This window comes from Cupriavidus oxalaticus (assembly GCF_004768545.1).
Classification (GTDB): domain Bacteria; phylum Pseudomonadota; class Gammaproteobacteria; order Burkholderiales; family Burkholderiaceae; genus Cupriavidus; species Cupriavidus oxalaticus_A.
Genome location: NZ_CP038635.1, coordinates 2,159,035 through 2,173,819, shown reverse-complemented (window position 1 = coordinate 2,173,819; position 14,785 = coordinate 2,159,035). Strand labels below are relative to the sequence as shown.

Sequence of the window (14,785 nt, the reverse complement as noted above, 5' to 3'; positions counted from 1 at the left end):
CCCAAGGCTCTTACTACAGGTCCCCCGTCACATCATATGCCGCATCGCACAAGAGCTTCGTTATGAATTGTGATGCAGCGCACAATACTGTCGCGAGTCACTTTATGGCGCTCGTCGATCGCTTGCTCGGCGCGGTAAGCCGACCAGTAGAAGTGGGAATATCGGCCGTGCCATAAAAAGCCATTCTCCGCTGGACTACTGCGAAGAGACGGCCGAGAAGGGAGGAAATTCCGTTCGTGCGTTTTGCGCTGGCGGGTATGCGACCGAGTGCGGTGACCGAGCAGATGGACGAGGGCGATGAGGCTTGCCGTTGAAGCGGATGGGGCGTTCTTTCATCATGCTAGGATTCCTCTGAAACGATGGGAGCGCGCCATGTCGAGCCATGCCTTGGTCGAAGAAGGGGAGTATTTCTGCCACTGCACGGTCTGGAAGTCGAAATCTGGATCCTGGGAGGCATCGGTATTGTTCGAGCGCAGAATCGATCACGCAAACGAGTTTGTCCCAGGCTTGCGACACAAGATCAAAGCCACGTTCAATAGCGAGGAAGAGGCGATGGCTGAAGCAATTGCTTACGCAAAGGCTTGCGTCGAGAACACTAAGACCGGGCTGTAGCCTCATGCGGCCACTCCGAAGCATTTTGATTCCTTCGCCGACCAACTCGCCATCTCAGGCGCGTTGGCGCTTACCAGTGCTGCCGCCTTACACGCGCGGCGTTTCGGCCAGCTTCCTATGCAGGCGAACTGCACTTAGAGAATCGGAATAGACGGCGGCGCTGCGGCATGCTGCGGACGCTGCGCGAGCGGGACGACTTGGCCTTAAAGGGCTACGATGGGATAAGAGCTTTCGGCAATTCGCTCCATGAGACCTCACATCCCTCATTCCCATCATGCATACCGTACCGGTGATCCGAGGCACGGCTGGCGCCACTATTTGATCCTCGCGGCGGTGGTGCTCGGGCTGGGCCTACTCTTCCTGGCGTGGCCTGGCTAAACGCGCTTGCGCGGAGGGGATGGAGATCCCTGCGTCATCGTCTTGGACGCTCCTTTCAGTGCCAGCGACGCCCACAATCGATGTGGCTCCTGTACCATACGCGCCTTGCATTCCAAAGGGGTCGTATGTTCTTTCGAGCAGCGGTAATAGGGGCTGGCGTGGCAGTGGCCGCGATGATGGCCGGATGCGCCACCGGCACATCGGAGAAAGATATTCGTGCGCGTCCGCCGATGCGCTTGTTCACGCCGGCAAAAATGGCTGACGTTGCCAAATGCCTGCGCAACAATCTCGGCGACGAAGCCACGATGGTCAACCTGCCGGCACAGAACCAGATGGAAATCCGGATCGGACAGCCAAAGATCAGTGGCGAATTTGCGTATGCCTACCTGATCTCGCTGACCGCCAGGCCGGATGGCACGGCGGTCGAGTTGCGCAAGACTAATACATGGTTCCCGCAGATGACTCCGGAAGAACTGGAGACGGAAACCAAGGCGTGCGCGCGTAGCTGATCAGGCCAGCTTGCTAGTGGTTTCCAGTTCAAGCATCCTGCAGATCGCGGCCATGCTGCCTACCATGGTCCGGCGCTGCGCGCCCTGATAGACGCGCACGCCCTTGCACTGGCGGAAGGGCACCGGCTTGACCGGGCGGCGGGCGGCGACGTGGTGGGTTTGCGGCATGGTTGCACCTCTTTTTCAGGCAAAAGCGGGGTCAACACCCGGCAAGCCGGGCGGCGTCTGCAAAGCAATGGAAGCGGGTGGGTCCGCGCAGGCGAAGCGCCTGCCGTGACCGGCTAGAAGCCGGAGGATCGGATCAGGCCGACCGCGATGCCTTCCAGCGAAAACTCTTCGCGCCCCGGTTCAACGATGATGTTGGCGAAGTCCGGGTTTTCCGCGATCAGCTCGATATGGCCGCCGCGCCGTTGCAGGCGCTTGACCGTGACATCGTCGCCGAGTCGCGCCACCACGATCTTGCCGTTGGGCGCTTCGCTGGCCCGGCGCACGGCGAGCAGGTCGCCGTCGAGAATGCCGGCGTCGCGCATGCTCAGGCCGCGCACGCGCAGCAGGTAGTCGGGGCGTTCATCGAAGACCGAGGCGTCCACCTGGTATTGGCGGTCGATATGTTCGGCGGCAAGGATGGGACTGCCGGCTGCGACGCGGCCAACCAACGGCAGCGTCAGCTGCAAAACGCCGGGGATGGGTAGCGAGAACTGGTCCGGCATTTCCGAGTCGCTGCGCGAAACCTTCAGGCGGATGCCGCGCGAGGCGCCAGGCGTCAGCTCGATCACGCCTTTGCGGGCCAACGCGCGCAGGTGCTCTTCCGCGGCATTTGGCGAGGAAAAGCCAAATTCGGCAGCAATCTCGGCACGCGTCGGCGGGAAGCCGGTACGGCGGATCGTATTGCGGATCAGATCGAAAATCTGCTGCTGCCGGGGTGTCAGGGTCGCCATGGGATCGCCGTTCCGTGCGGGCGCGCTGGGCAGGGTTGGATGGGCTGCCCAACGGACTGGGCGGTCCCCGAAATCCTGCATCCGGCGGGCCGGGCACTGTATGTTTAAACAGTATGCTGTGATTTTATACAGTATCGGCGTCAGCGCAAGCAGAATTTTTGCTGGCGCGCGTGAACCGATCGGCCTCGGCGCGGGCCATTCCGGTGGAAGTCCGCCGTTACAATCGCGATTCCATCGCCCGGCGCATGTATTCCCTTCTGTTTCCTGAGCCCCAGCATCCATGACCCAATTGCCTCGCATCGTTGTATTGGCTACCGGCGGCACCATTGCCGGCGCTTCCGGCAACCCCGCCAGCAGCGCGCACTACCAGGCGGCCACCGTGCCTGTGTCGTCGTTGCTTGCGGCGGTGCCGGCGCTGCAGTCGGTGGCACGGATCGAAGCCGAGCAGGTGGCGCAGGTCGACAGCAAGGACATGACCTTTGCGCTGTGGGTCGCGCTGGCCGCTCGCGTCGAGCACTGGTCGGCGCAGGCGGATGTGGCGGGCATCGTGATCACGCACGGCACCGATACGCTGGAAGAAACGGCGATGGCGCTGCACCTGACCCAGGCGTGCCCGGTCCCGGTGGTGATAACGGCGGCGATGCGGCCGTCCACCTCGCTGTCGGCCGACGGGCCGCTCAACCTGCTCGACGCGGTACGGGTGGCGGCGTATCCGGATGCGCGCGGAAAGGGCGTGCTGGTGGTGCTGAACCAGCAGATCCATGCGGCGCGCGATGTTGCCAAGGCGCATACCTCGGCGGTGGATGCCTTCGTGTCCCAGTGCGGGCCGCTCGGGCTGGTGCAGGACGACTACGTGGGCTTTGCCCGCACGCCCCGGCAGGCATGGGCGATCGGTCCGATGCCGGGCGCATGGCCGGTGGTCGAGATCGTGGCGAGCTACGCGCAGCCGGGCCGGATCGCCGTCGATGCGCTGGTGCAGGCTGGCGTGGCGGGCCTGGTGGTGGCCGCCGCCGGCAATGGCTCGATACACGAAGTGCTGGCGGAGGCCCTGGTGGATGCCGCCGCCGCCGGAGTGGCGGTGGTGCGCAGTTCGCGCACCGGGGCAGGTCATGTGGCGATTCCGGCGCATCCCAGCCCGTCCGATGGCGTTTTTGTCTCCGCCTCGGACCTGAATCCGTATAAGGCGAGGGTACTGCTGGCATTGGCGCTTGCGGCGGATCCTGCGCTGGCACGGGATCCCGTGCGCCTGCAGGCCGCCTTTGCCAAAGCCTGAGCCAGCCTTGCCGCTTGCGCGCCCCGTTGGCGCCGGGCTATAATTTAAGGCTATTCAACCTTGCCACACCGGACTCGTGACGCCCGGGTGGCTAATCCCAAAAGGAGCGTCAATGCGTCATTACGAAATCGTCTTCATCGTCCACCCGGACCAGAGCGAGCAAGTGCCGGCCATGATCGAGCGCTACAAGCAGCTCGTGACCTCGCAGAACGGCAACGTTCACCGCGTGGAAGACTGGGGCCGTCGCCAGATGGCCTACATGATCCAGAAGCTGGCCAAGGCTCACTACGTTTGCCTGAACATCGAATGCGGCAAGGACACGCTGGCTGAACTGGAACACGCCTTCAAGTTCAACGACGCCGTTCTGCGCCACCTGATCGTGCAGACCAAGAAGGCTGAAACCGCTCCTTCGCCGATGATGAAGGAAGTGCAGCGCGAAGAAGCCCGCAAGGCCGCGCAAACGACCACCGAAGGCCAGGCCGCCTGAGTGCGGACTGCGGTGCGCGCCCAGGCTGACCATGTCGGCCCTGGCGGCACGGATGGCAAACGGCAAGAGGCCCCGCGTTGAACCAACTTCGGCTTGCCGCCACTTTGGCGGAACGCGATGCCCTGCGCTATACCCCGGCCGGAGTGCCCGTCGTGAACTGCATCCTGCAGTACAGCGGCGAGACGGTCGAGGCGGAAACGCCACGGCAGGTTGAGTTTGCCATCGCGGCAATGGGGATCGGGCCGGTGGGTCAGCGGCTTGAGCGGTTACCGCTCGGCACGCTGCTCGACTGCGAAGGATTCCTCGCCCGCAAGCACCGCAACAGCAAGGCTCTCGTCTTTCACATCACCGGATGTAAAGCATTCGTAAAGGATTGAATCATGGCATTCGTCAAACGTGACAACAAGAACAAGAAGCGCTTCCAGCAACAGAACCCGCTGTTCAAGCGCAAGCGCTTCTGCCGCTTCACCGTGGCTGGCGTGGAACAGATCGACTACAAGGATCTGGACACCCTGAAGGACTTCATCGGCGACAACGGCAAGATCACGCCGGCCCGCCTGACCGGTACCAAGGCCCACTATCAGCGTCAGCTGGATACGGCGATCAAGCGTGCGCGTTTCCTCGCGCTGCTGCCGTACACCGACCTGCACAAGAACTGATAGGCCCTAGGTCCGTAACGGAGAAAACACGATGCAAGTCATTCTGCTGGAAAAAGTCATCAACCTGGGCAACCTGGGTGACATCGTCAAGGTGAAGGACGGTTACGCTCGTAACTTCCTGATCCCGTCGAAGAAGGCGCGCCGCGCCACGCAAACCGCGATCGCCGAATTCGAAGTCAAGCGCGCCGAGCTGGAAAAGGCCGCCGCCGAGAAGCTGGTCGCGGCGCAAGCCGAAGGCGAGAAGCTGAACGGCCTGACCGTCCAGGTCAGCCAGAAGTCGGGTGTGGACGGCCGTCTGTTCGGCTCGGTCACCAACGCCGACATCGCCGTGGCCCTGGAAGGCCAAGGCTTCAAGGTCGAGAAGGCTCAGGTTCGCCTGCCGAACGGCCCGCTGAAGATGGTGGGCGACCACCCGATCAGCGTCGCGCTGCACACCGACGTCGTGGTCGACGTGACCGTGTCGGTGCTGGGCGAGCAGGTCTAAGACCCGCTGCAGCGGTGCCGCTGCGCGGCGCCGCCCGAAGCACTGCAAGCAGAAAAGGCAGGAGCCCTGGCTCCTGCCTTTTTTGTTGCCCGCTGGCGCTGGCCGGCAGATGTTGGACGCACGTCCGGCAAATGTCCGGTGTAGTGCGTCCTCCTGCCAGCGTCCCGCCGTTATAATCCCTCCCCATGAACGCGCCCGTCGCCGACCCCCAACTCGACAACCTCAAGGTCCCGCCGCATTCCATCGAAGCCGAGCAGTCGGTGCTCGGTGGCCTGCTGCTGGACAATGCCGCCTGGGACCGCATTGCGGACTTCCTTTCGGAGGCGGATTTCTACCGCTTCGACCACCGGATGATCTTCCAGAGCATCGCCCGGTTGATCTCGGCCACAAAGCCGGCCGACGTGATCACGGTCTATGAAATGCTGCAGGTTGCGGGCAAGGCCGAGGAAGTTGGCGGGCTGGCGTACCTGAATTCGCTGGCACAGAACACGCCCAGCGCGGCCAATATCCGCCGCTATGCGGAAATCGTGCGCGAGCGTGCGGTGCTGCGCAAGCTGGTTACGGTGGCCGACGATATCGCCTCGGCCGCCTTCGCGCCCAAGGGGCGGGAAGTCCGCGAGCTGCTGGACGAAGCTGAATCCAAGGTCTTTGCGATCGCCGAGGAAGGCGCGCGCGGCCAGGCCGGCTTCCAGGAAATCCAGCCGCTGCTGACGCAGGTGGTGGAGCGCATCGACGAGCTTTACCATCGCGACAGCACCAGCGACGTGACCGGCGTGCCCACGGGCTTCGTGGACCTGGACCGGATGACCAGCGGCATGCAGGGCGGCGACCTGATCATCGTCGCCGGCCGCCCGTCGATGGGTAAGACCGCGTTCTCGCTGAACATCGGCGAGCATGTGGCGGTGGAGCAGGGCCTGCCGGTGGCAGTGTTCTCGATGGAAATGGCCGGCACGCAGCTGGCCATGCGTATGCTCGGCTCGGTCGGGCGGCTGGACCAGCACCGGTTGCGTACCGGCCGCCTGCTGGATGAAGACTGGCCACGCCTGACGCATGCCATCCAGCGCATGAACGATGCGCAGCTGTTCATCGACGAAACTCCCGCGCTGAACCCGATGGAACTGCGCGCGCGCTCGCGCCGGCTGGCGCGCCAGTGCGGGCAGCTCGGCCTGATCATCATCGACTACCTGCAGCTGATGTCGGGCTCCGGCGGCGGTGAGAACCGCGCGACGGAAATTTCAGAGATTTCCCGTTCTCTGAAGGGCTTGGCCAAGGAACTCAACTGCCCGGTGATCGCGCTGTCGCAGCTGAACCGAAGCCTGGAACAGCGTCCCAACAAGCGTCCGGTGATGTCCGACCTGCGTGAATCCGGCGCTATCGAACAGGATGCCGACGTGATCCTGTTCATCTACCGCGACGAGGTCTACAACCCCGATTCGCAGGACAAGGGCACCGCCGAAATCATTATCGGCAAGCAGCGTAACGGCCCGATCGGCACGGTGCGGCTGACCTTCCTGGGCCAGTTCACCAAGTTCGACAACTTCACCGGCGGCCCGGCGTTCTTCGACAACGACACCTGACGAAGTCAAGCCGCCTGCAGAGATCGCGCCGCTGGCCGTCTCGTTTGTGCCAAATCGGCGGGCAATGTCCGCGTAACCCTGTAAAATATTGCGCTTTGATGACAGCCGCCGACCCGGCGGCTGTCGTGCTTCGCGTTCAATCCATCTGCAACACATCAGCAGCGCTACACGCGCCGCCTTAAGGAACATTCCATGTTCGGCCGATTCATGCCCACCGAGGGCAAGTTCTTCGAATATTTCAACCAGCACGCCGACTGCGCGGTGACCGCCGCCCACGAGCTCCAGGCCCTGGTCAACGACCTGCCCAACGCCGAGGCCCATGCCCGCCGCGTCCAGGCCACCGAGAAGAAGGCCGACCGGATCACGCACGACACCATCGACCTGCTGCACAAGACCTTCATCACGCCGCTGGACCGCGACGAGATCCACAAGCTCATCACGACCATGGACGATATCCTGGACCTGATGGAAGACGTGGCCGAGACCATCTCGCTGTACGACGTGACCAACCTGACCGAAGAGGCGCTGCGCCTGGCCGCAATCTGCGTGCAGTGCTGCGACCAGGTCAAGATCGCGGTGGGCCTGCTCGAGGACATGGGGAATGCCAGCACCATCCTGAAGACCGCCCAGCAGATCGACCAGCTCGAGTCCGAGGCCGACCGCGTGATGCGCTCGGCGATGTCGAAGCTGTTCCGCGACGAGACCGACGTGAAGCGCCTGATCAAGCTGAAGGCCATCTACGAACAGCTCGAGACGATCACCGACAAGTGCGAGGACGTCGCCAACATCATCGAAGGCATCGTCCTGGAAAACGCCTGAGGCGGCAATCGGCATGCAGACCATTCAAATGAGCCTGTGGGTGATTGCCCTGCTGGTGGCGCTCGCGCTGCTGTTCGACTTCATGAACGGCTTCCATGACGCGGCCAACTCGATCGCCACGGTGGTGTCCACCGGCGTGCTCAAGCCGCACCATGCGGTCGCTATGGCGGCGATGTGCAACGTCGTCGCCATCTTCGTCTTTCACCTGAAGGTGGCGGCCACCGTCGGCACCGGCACCATCGATGTCGGGATCGTCGACCACTACGTCATCTTCGGCGCCCTGGTCGGGGCGATCGCCTGGAACGTCATTACCTGGTACTACGGCATCCCGTCGTCGTCGTCGCACGCACTGATCGGCGGGCTGGTCGGAGCGGCGGTGGCCAAGGCCGGCACCGGTGCGCTGGTTGGCAGCGGTCTGCTGAAGACGGTGGCCTTTATCCTGATCTCGCCGTTCCTGGGTTTCGTGCTTGGCTCGATCATGATGGTGATGGTGGGCTGGACCTTCTTCCGCACCCCGCCGTCGCGTGTAGACCGCTGGTTCCGCCGGCTGCAGCTGGTGTCGGCCTCGCTGTACAGCCTGGGCCATGGCGGCAATGATGCGCAGAAGACCATCGGCATCATCTGGATGCTGCTGATCGCCAGTGGCCACGTGATGGCTGGCGGCCAACCCCCGACATGGGTGATCGTGAGCTGCTATGTGGCCATCGGCATGGGCACGCTGTTCGGCGGCTGGCGCATCGTGCGAACCATGGGGCAGAAGATCACCAAGCTCAAGCCGGTGGGCGGCTTCTGTGCCGAGACCGGGGGAGCGCTGACGCTGTTCTTTGCCTCGGCGCTGGGCGTGCCGGTATCGACCACGCATACGATCACAGGGGCCATCGTCGGCGTCGGTTCGGCGCAGAAGATGTCCGCGGTGCGCTGGGGCGTGGCCGGCAATATCGTGTGGGCCTGGGTGCTGACGATCCCGGCATCGGCCTTCATGGCGGCGATCGCATGGTGGATCGGGCGCCATATCCTGTAACGCAGGGTTGGACGGTCATGCAAAAAGCCAGGCAGCTGCCTGGCTTTTTGTTTGCCCGCGTGCCAGGCGCTCAGCGGTTGGCGAAGGCGGCGATGGGATCGTCGTCGTCGGGCAGCGGGGCCGGTTCCGGTACCGGCGGCGCTGGTGCAGGGGCCGGTATAGCAGGCGGCGGCAGGTTGATCGCGCCGGAAACCACGCGCCGCGCGCCGTTGTAGCGCGAGGCCCAGTATGGCTTGCCCATGTCTTCCAGCCGCACGGTGCCGCCGGACGATGGCGCATGGACAAAGCGGTTCTGGCCGACGTAGATGCCGACATGCGAGTTGGCGCGTCCGGTGGTGTTGAAGAACACCAGGTCGCCGGAGGCGACTTCGCTGCGGTCGAGCGTGGTGCCGCGGGTGCCCATGGCTTCGGTGGTGCGCGGCAGGTCCACGCTGGCGGCACGGGATACCACATAGCGTACCAAGCCGCTGCAGTCAAAGCCGGCATCCGGCGTGTTGCCGCCGTAGCGGTAGGGCGTGCCGACCAGCGACATCGCCTGGATCGAGATCTCCTCGAGTCCGGCGCTGGGATCGACCATGGGCTTGCCGGGCGTACGCGGCAAGCTGCCATGGCGAGAGGGTGGGGAACTGGCGCACGCTGCCAGCAGCAGTGCGGCGGCGCAGAGCAGCGGCATGCCGGCCCGGGCAAGCGGGCCTGGCAGTGCGGGAGGACTGGAAGAGCTAGGGGTACGGGGCAATGGCATCGCTGGATTCCGGTCGCCGGCCTGCCGGCGCACCGGAAGCCTTGACGCTACCAGCGTAGCTGGGCGTTGCGCGTACCGGTGCTGACCTTGATCGACTTGGCCTGGCCCTTGTAACTGGCTTCGATATTGTAGCTGCCTTCCGGCGCACGTATCAGGCAGCGGGGGCCGGCGGCGCGGAAGGTTGCGACCTCCTGTTCGTCGCGTACCAGCTTGACCGCGACGTCGGACAGGAACTCGCCCGCGGCGCCTTGCGTGAACAGGATGCCGATATTGAAATCCTTCTCGCGCGCGGCCAGCGCATCGCGCTCGTCTTCGGCGACACCGCCGCAGACATAGCTGACCGGACCCATGGTGCGGATCACCAGGTCGTCAGCCGCTGCGCGCGCCTGAAGCGGGCCGGCCAGGACCATGGCAGCGCCAATCAGCGCGGCCAGGCGGAGATGCTGTTGGTTCATCGACGCCTCCGGTTGGGGGTGCGGGACAACAAGCGGATGTGCGGACATCATAGCCGCATTGTGCTTGCCGTTCACGACAGCGGGCCGGGGCGCCCGCCCGCAAGGCAGGCGCCCCGGCTGCCGCCCGCGTCAGAGCACGTCGCCGGCGTGGTCGGCCAGGCGCGAGCGCTCGCCGCGCGCCAGCGTGATATGCCCGCTGTGGCTCCAGCCCTTGAAGCGGTCCACCACGTAGGTCAGGCCGGACGAGCCTTCGGTCAGGTACGGCGTGTCGATCTGCGCGATATTGCCCAGGCAGATGATCTTGGTGCCGGGGCCCGCGCGCGTCACCAGCGTCTTCATCTGCTTGGGCGTCAGGTTCTGTGCCTCGTCGATGATGACGAACTTGTTGACGAAGGTGCGGCCGCGCATGAAGTTCATGCTCTTGACCTTGATGCGCGAGCGGATCAGCTCCTGCGTGGCGGCGCGGCCCCAGTCGCCGGCGCTGTCGTCGCTCTTCTGCAGCACTTCAAGGTTGTCGTCGAACGCGCCCATCCACGGCTGCATCTTCTCTTCCTCGGTGCCGGGCAGGAAGCCGATGTCCTCGCCGACCGGCACGGTGGCGCGGGTGACGATGATCTCGTTGTAGAGCTTCTGGTCGAGCACCTGCTCCAGGCCTGCCGCCAGCGCCAGCAGCGTCTTGCCGGTACCGGCCTGGCCCAGCAGCGTGACGAAGTCGATGTCGGGATTCATCAGCAGGTTGAGCGCGAAGTTCTGCTCGCGATTGCGCGCGGTCACGCTCCACACATTGTTCTTGTGGTGCGTGTAATCCTTGAGCGTCTGCAGCAGTGCGGTCTTGCCGTTGATTTCCTTGACCTGCGCGTACAGCGGCAGGCTGCCGTCGACCGGTTCCAGGTAGACGAACTGGTTGACCAGGAAGGAAGGCACCAGCGGTCCGGTCAGGCGATAGAACATCGCGCCGGACTTGGGATCCTGCCAGCTTTCCACGCCCTTGCCGTGCTTGGCCCAGAAGTCGCCGGGCAACTGCATGACGCCGGCGTAGAGCAGGTCCTTGTCTTCCAGGACCTGGTCGTTGTAGTAGTCCTCCGCCGGCAGCCCCAGTGCGCGCGCCTTGATGCGCATGTTGATGTCTTTGGACACCAGCACGACCTGGCGCTCGGGGTATTGCTGCTGCAGCGCGCTGACCACGCCCAGGATCTGGTTGTCGGCCTTGCCCTGCGGCAGGCCCTCGGGCAGCTTGATGTCGTTCAGCCGCGTCTGGAAGAACAGCTTGCCCTGCGCGTCGCGGTTGCCGAGCTTCTCCAGCGGCAGGCCCTCGTCGAGTACGCCGTCGGTGCCGCCCACCAGCGAATCGAGCGTGCGGCTGACCATGCGCGCGTTGCGCGCGACTTCGCTCATGCCCTTCTTGTGGTTGTCCAGTTCTTCGAGCGTCATCATCGGCAGATAGATGTCGTGTTCCTCGAAGCGGAAGAGCGAGCTCGGGTCGTGCATCAGCACGTTGGTGTCGAGCACGAACAGCTTGCTCGGGCCTTCGGCCTTGCGCGCGCGGCGCGAGGTGCCGGCCACGGGCTTGACCAGGCTGACCGGCGGCGCGCTGGCCGTGGGCGCGGGCCCGGCCGGGGTCTCGGTGCTGCGGGCGCGGGTACCACCGGCGGCGCGCGCCTTCACGGCAGGCGCCCTGGCCTCGCCGGTTTCCAGCAATGCCACGCGCTCGAGTGCCGGCACAGGTTTCTTCAACTGTGTGGCGGACTTGGCCTTGGGCACCGCGGAGACCGGAGCGAATTCGCTCGGGTCCAGCAATTGGGCAGGCTTGGCGGGCATGGTAGGCAGCGGCATGCTTGGCTTTCCTTTCAGGGGGACGAGAGAGGGGCTAAGGCGTCCGTGCCGCGACGCGCGACTGCGTCGTGGTCATGGGCCGGGGCATGCATGCGCGAGGCACCCGGCGCGGACAGGCGTGAGCGCAAACAAAAAAGCCGCCATGCCTGCATAACAGGGTTGGCGGCTTCTTTGCGGACCGGCGACACGGCAGGTCCGCGACCGGCCTGTGGCGCGAACCGCCTGGGCCGGGAAGTCGAATCAGCGTGGCATCCGGAATCTGAACTCATTACGGGCCAATGTATCCGAAGGTCCCGGGTTTGGCAATTGGGTTTGGCAACCCTTTGCGGCGCCGGCTGTACGCGGTGTCGCAGCCACGCAAAACACGCAGGACCTCAGATGGCGCGCACCAGTTCCAAAATTTCGTCGACATGGTTCGGCACCTTGATGCCGCGCAGCTCGTGCCGCAGGATGCCCTTGCCGTCGATGACAAAGGTGCTGCGCTCGATGCCGCGATACTCCTTGCCATAAAGCTTTTTCATCTTGATGACATCGAACAGTGCGCACACCGCTTCGTCGGCATCGGAGATCAGTTCGAACGGCAGCTCGAGCTTGGCCTTGAAGTTCTCGTGCGAACGGATGCTGTCGCGCGAGATGCCGAACACCTGCACGCCGGCCTTGGTGAAATCCTCGTACTGGTCGCGGAAGTTCATGGCCTCCGTGGTGCAACCCGGCGTGTTGTCCTTCGGGTAGAAGTACAGCACCACCGTCTTGCCGCGGAAGTCGGCAAGGCGGAAGGTGGCGTCGCCGGTCATCGGCGCGCTGAAGTCGGGTACGGCCTTGTTGAGACTGATCGTCATTCTTGTGGCTCCTGGGCAAGGGGCAGGGAGATTCGGGAAGGGGGGTGCTGCCACCTTAGCGGGAGCAGATTGGGGCGCGCACCCGGACTTCAAGCGTGGCGTGGGCTCAACTTCGGCGTGGGCGCACCACGCGATCCCGCTTCGACCTCAGGCAGCGCCGGCGGCCGGCTCGATCAGCAGCACCGCAGCCACCTTGCGGCCCTCGGCCATCAGGATGTTGTAGGTGCGGCAGGCGGCCTGCATGTCCATCGCGTCGACGCCCACATGGCGGCGCGAGAGCGATGCGGTCAGGCGCGGGTGCGGGAAGCGCAGGCGCGAGCCGGTGCCAAGCAGCACCACTTCGGGATTGAGTTCGGCCAGCTGTTCGAAATGAGCCGGCTCGAGTTCTTCGAAGCGGTTCACCGGCCAGGGCCGGATTTCGCCCTCGGGCATGACCAGGATCGAGGTGGTGTGGCGGACGAGGTTGATCTCGATATAGTCCGGCCCATAGGCCGTGACGGTATTCAGCGACTGGGGCTGGTCGGCGTGGAGTTTCACTTGGAGGCCTCTGCGGCGGCCGCCGCGGATTGCATGGCCGGCCCGTGGGGCGGAAGGCCGGCAGCGCGGGCGGTCGTGGTGTGACGGGCAGGACAGGCGCAGGGCCGGGCCATGGCCCGCGTTCGCTTGCCGTACGCGCCGGTGGCGTACGCTGCAATGCAAGAATCCCTGCCGAAGTCTGTCATAATCCGATAAATTATAGCTTTTGCCTCCCTGTTTGCCACGCCTGTGCCACGCGCGCGTTGCATTGCAGCGGACGGCGCCTCCGCGTTCTTCCAGATTTAGCCAGGTTTTCTGCCCGGTGCCGCCGACGCGGCACACTATGCCTGCCCGACAGCCTGACCGACAGCTTGCCCCGACATCGCCGTGAAACCCATCCAGAAATCCAACAAACTCAATAACGTTTGCTACGACATCCGCGGTCCGGTGCTGGAAAAGGCCAAGCAGATGGAGGAAGAAGGGCACAAGATCATCAAGCTGAATATTGGCAACCTCGCCGTATTCGGTTTTGACGCGCCGGAAGAGATTCAGCAGGACATGATGCGAAATCTGCCGAATTCGGCAGGTTATTCTGATTCCAAGGGCATTTTCGCTGCACGCAAGGCGATCATGCACTATACCCAGCAAAAAAATATCGAAGGCGTTGGCCTGGACGATATTTATGTCGGCAACGGCGCCTCCGAGCTGATCGTGATGGCGGTCAATGCGCTGCTCAACACCGGCGACGAAGTGCTGGTGCCGGCGCCGGACTACCCGCTGTGGACCGCCGCGGTCAGCCTGTCCGGCGGCACGCCGGTGCACTATATCTGCGACGAGGCCAACGAGTGGATGCCCGATCCGGCCGATATCCGCGCCCGCATCACGCCGCATACCAAGGCCATCGTCATCATCAACCCGAACAACCCCACCGGGGCGCTGTATTCGGATGAGCTGCTGCTCGAGATCGTCGCCATCGCGCGCGAGCATGGCCTGATCATCTTCGCCGACGAGATCTACGACAAGGTCCTGTACGACGGCGTCACCCACACCTCGATTGCCTCGCTGTCGACCGACGTGCTGACGGTGACCTTCAACGGCCTGTCCAAGAACTACCGCTCGTGCGGCTACCGCGCGGGCTGGATGGTGGTGTCGGGCGACAAGCGCCCGGCCATCGACTACATCGAAGGCCTGAACATGCTGTCGTCGATGCGCCTGTGCGCCAACGTGCCGGGCCAGTGGGCGATCCAGACCGCGCTGGGCGGCTACCAGAGCATCAACGACCTGGTCGCGGAAGGCGGGCGCCTGCGCCGCCAGCGCGACCTGGCCTATGAACTGATCACCGCGATCCCGGGCGTGACCTGCGTCAAGCCCAAGGCGGCGCTGTACCTGTTCCCGAAGCTGGACCTGTCGATGTACCCGGTGCAGGACGACCAGGAGTTCATCTACGAACTGCTGCAGGAGTCCAAGGTGCTGCTGGTGCAGGGCTCCGGCTTCAACTGGGCCAAGCCCGACCATTTCCGCATCGTGTTCCTGCCGCATGAGGAAGACCTGCGCGAGGCCATCGGCCGTATCGCGCGCTTCCTCGAGGCGTACCGGAAACGCCACGGCAAGGCAGCGGCCTGATTTCGCGGGCTGCGCCGCAA

Annotated in this window: 18 protein-coding genes; 11 read left to right on the top strand and 7 right to left on the bottom strand. The window is 64.2% G+C overall.

Going from position 1 to position 14,785, the window contains the following annotated elements:
• The first annotated feature begins 372 nt into the window (after positions 1 to 372).
• Both E0W60_RS20890 and E0W60_RS20885 read left to right on the top strand, forming a co-directional pair.
• Positions 373 to 612: a hypothetical protein gene (locus tag E0W60_RS20890; protein WP_133096468.1), complete on the top strand. Its 240-nt coding sequence runs from the start codon at positions 373 to 375 to the stop codon at positions 610 to 612.
• A gap of 536 nt (positions 613 to 1,148) precedes the next feature.
• Positions 1,149 to 1,499, top strand: a complete 351-nt coding sequence (locus E0W60_RS20885) for a hypothetical protein (RefSeq protein WP_240745881.1) — start codon at positions 1,149 to 1,151, stop codon at positions 1,497 to 1,499.
• Here E0W60_RS20885 and E0W60_RS37050 read toward each other — a convergent pair whose 3' ends face one another.
• Both E0W60_RS37050 and lexA read right to left on the bottom strand, forming a co-directional pair.
• Positions 1,500 to 1,667: a hypothetical protein gene (locus E0W60_RS37050; protein ID WP_165971523.1), complete on the bottom strand. Its 168-nt coding sequence runs from the start codon at positions 1,665 to 1,667 to the stop codon at positions 1,500 to 1,502.
• 113 nt (positions 1,668 to 1,780) lie between these two features.
• Positions 1,781 to 2,437, bottom strand: coding sequence for a transcriptional repressor LexA (lexA, locus tag E0W60_RS20880; RefSeq protein WP_029048697.1), 657 nt, complete (start codon positions 2,435 to 2,437; stop codon positions 1,781 to 1,783).
• Between the two features lie 280 nt (positions 2,438 to 2,717).
• Here lexA and E0W60_RS20875 point away from each other — a divergent pair, with 280 nt between their 5' ends.
• The 8 genes from E0W60_RS20875 (at position 2,718) to E0W60_RS20840 (ending at position 8,757) form a co-directional block, all read left to right on the top strand.
• Positions 2,718 to 3,710, top strand: a complete 993-nt coding sequence (locus tag E0W60_RS20875; RefSeq protein WP_135705475.1) for an asparaginase — start codon at positions 2,718 to 2,720, stop codon at positions 3,708 to 3,710.
• Between the two features lie 112 nt (positions 3,711 to 3,822).
• Positions 3,823 to 4,197, top strand: coding sequence for a 30S ribosomal protein S6 (gene rpsF, locus E0W60_RS20870; RefSeq protein WP_029048699.1), 375 nt, complete (start codon positions 3,823 to 3,825; stop codon positions 4,195 to 4,197).
• Between the two features lie 77 nt (positions 4,198 to 4,274).
• Positions 4,275 to 4,574 (top strand): primosomal replication protein N, encoded by a 300-nt coding sequence (priB, locus tag E0W60_RS20865; RefSeq protein WP_133096466.1) that lies wholly within the window; start codon positions 4,275 to 4,277, stop codon positions 4,572 to 4,574.
• 3 nt (positions 4,575 to 4,577) lie between these two features.
• On the top strand, positions 4,578 to 4,856 hold the full coding sequence (gene rpsR, locus E0W60_RS20860; protein ID WP_006575387.1) for a 30S ribosomal protein S18: 279 nt from the start codon (positions 4,578 to 4,580) through the stop codon (positions 4,854 to 4,856).
• 31 nt (positions 4,857 to 4,887) lie between these two features.
• Positions 4,888 to 5,340: a 50S ribosomal protein L9 gene (rplI, locus tag E0W60_RS20855; protein ID WP_135705474.1), complete on the top strand. Its 453-nt coding sequence runs from the start codon at positions 4,888 to 4,890 to the stop codon at positions 5,338 to 5,340.
• Positions 5,341 to 5,525: 185 nt separating this feature from the next.
• Entirely contained in the window at positions 5,526 to 6,917 is a 1,392-nt protein-coding gene (locus E0W60_RS20850) for a replicative DNA helicase (protein ID WP_063238032.1), read from the top strand.
• Positions 6,918 to 7,109: 192 nt separating this feature from the next.
• Entirely contained in the window at positions 7,110 to 7,736 is a 627-nt protein-coding gene (locus tag E0W60_RS20845) for a DUF47 domain-containing protein (RefSeq protein ID WP_029048703.1), read from the top strand.
• A gap of 13 nt (positions 7,737 to 7,749) precedes the next feature.
• Positions 7,750 to 8,757, top strand: coding sequence for an inorganic phosphate transporter (locus E0W60_RS20840; RefSeq protein ID WP_133096464.1), 1,008 nt, complete (start codon positions 7,750 to 7,752; stop codon positions 8,755 to 8,757).
• Between the two features lie 70 nt (positions 8,758 to 8,827).
• On the opposite strand, the gene E0W60_RS20835 is transcribed toward E0W60_RS20840, so the two are convergent.
• The 5 genes from E0W60_RS20835 to E0W60_RS20815 form a co-directional block, all read right to left on the bottom strand.
• A complete protein-coding gene (locus E0W60_RS20835; protein ID WP_135705473.1) occupies positions 8,828 to 9,499 on the bottom strand; it encodes a C40 family peptidase in 672 nt (223 codons plus the stop codon).
• 47 nt (positions 9,500 to 9,546) lie between these two features.
• On the bottom strand, positions 9,547 to 9,954 hold the full coding sequence (locus E0W60_RS20830; RefSeq protein ID WP_133096462.1) for a hypothetical protein: 408 nt from the start codon (positions 9,952 to 9,954) through the stop codon (positions 9,547 to 9,549).
• A gap of 129 nt (positions 9,955 to 10,083) precedes the next feature.
• On the bottom strand, positions 10,084 to 11,787 hold the full coding sequence (locus tag E0W60_RS20825; RefSeq protein WP_133096461.1) for a PhoH family protein: 1,704 nt from the start codon (positions 11,785 to 11,787) through the stop codon (positions 10,084 to 10,086).
• 374 nt (positions 11,788 to 12,161) lie between these two features.
• Positions 12,162 to 12,626: a peroxiredoxin gene (locus E0W60_RS20820; RefSeq protein WP_133096460.1), complete on the bottom strand. Its 465-nt coding sequence runs from the start codon at positions 12,624 to 12,626 to the stop codon at positions 12,162 to 12,164.
• A gap of 147 nt (positions 12,627 to 12,773) precedes the next feature.
• Positions 12,774 to 13,163, bottom strand: coding sequence for an Mth938-like domain-containing protein (locus E0W60_RS20815; protein WP_133096459.1), 390 nt, complete (start codon positions 13,161 to 13,163; stop codon positions 12,774 to 12,776).
• Positions 13,164 to 13,529: 366 nt separating this feature from the next.
• Between E0W60_RS20815 and E0W60_RS20810 the strand changes: the two genes are divergently transcribed.
• A complete protein-coding gene (locus tag E0W60_RS20810; RefSeq protein ID WP_133096458.1) occupies positions 13,530 to 14,765 on the top strand; it encodes a pyridoxal phosphate-dependent aminotransferase in 1,236 nt (411 codons plus the stop codon).
• The last annotated feature ends 20 nt before the right edge of the window (positions 14,766 to 14,785 follow it).

Coding starts and splice junctions, on each gene's coding strand:
- E0W60_RS20825 (WP_133096461.1), bottom strand. CDS start 11,787: ATGCCGCTGCCTACCATGCCCGCCAAGCCTGCCCAATTGCTGGACCCG.
- E0W60_RS20830 (WP_133096462.1), bottom strand. CDS start 9,954: ATGAACCAACAGCATCTCCGCCTGGCCGCGCTGATTGGCGCTGCCATG.
- E0W60_RS20850 (WP_063238032.1), top strand. CDS start 5,526: ATGAACGCGCCCGTCGCCGACCCCCAACTCGACAACCTCAAGGTCCCG.
- E0W60_RS20820 (WP_133096460.1), bottom strand. CDS start 12,626: ATGACGATCAGTCTCAACAAGGCCGTACCCGACTTCAGCGCGCCGATG.
- E0W60_RS37050 (WP_165971523.1), bottom strand. CDS start 1,667: ATGCCGCAAACCCACCACGTCGCCGCCCGCCGCCCGGTCAAGCCGGTG.
- E0W60_RS20890 (WP_133096468.1), top strand. CDS start 373: ATGTCGAGCCATGCCTTGGTCGAAGAAGGGGAGTATTTCTGCCACTGC.
- E0W60_RS20845 (WP_029048703.1), top strand. CDS start 7,110: ATGTTCGGCCGATTCATGCCCACCGAGGGCAAGTTCTTCGAATATTTC.
- E0W60_RS20875 (WP_135705475.1), top strand. CDS start 2,718: ATGACCCAATTGCCTCGCATCGTTGTATTGGCTACCGGCGGCACCATT.
- lexA (WP_029048697.1), bottom strand. CDS start 2,437: ATGGCGACCCTGACACCCCGGCAGCAGCAGATTTTCGATCTGATCCGC.
- rplI (WP_135705474.1), top strand. CDS start 4,888: ATGCAAGTCATTCTGCTGGAAAAAGTCATCAACCTGGGCAACCTGGGT.
- E0W60_RS20835 (WP_135705473.1), bottom strand. CDS start 9,499: ATGCCATTGCCCCGTACCCCTAGCTCTTCCAGTCCTCCCGCACTGCCA.
- rpsF (WP_029048699.1), top strand. CDS start 3,823: ATGCGTCATTACGAAATCGTCTTCATCGTCCACCCGGACCAGAGCGAG.
- rpsR (WP_006575387.1), top strand. CDS start 4,578: ATGGCATTCGTCAAACGTGACAACAAGAACAAGAAGCGCTTCCAGCAA.
- E0W60_RS20840 (WP_133096464.1), top strand. CDS start 7,750: ATGCAGACCATTCAAATGAGCCTGTGGGTGATTGCCCTGCTGGTGGCG.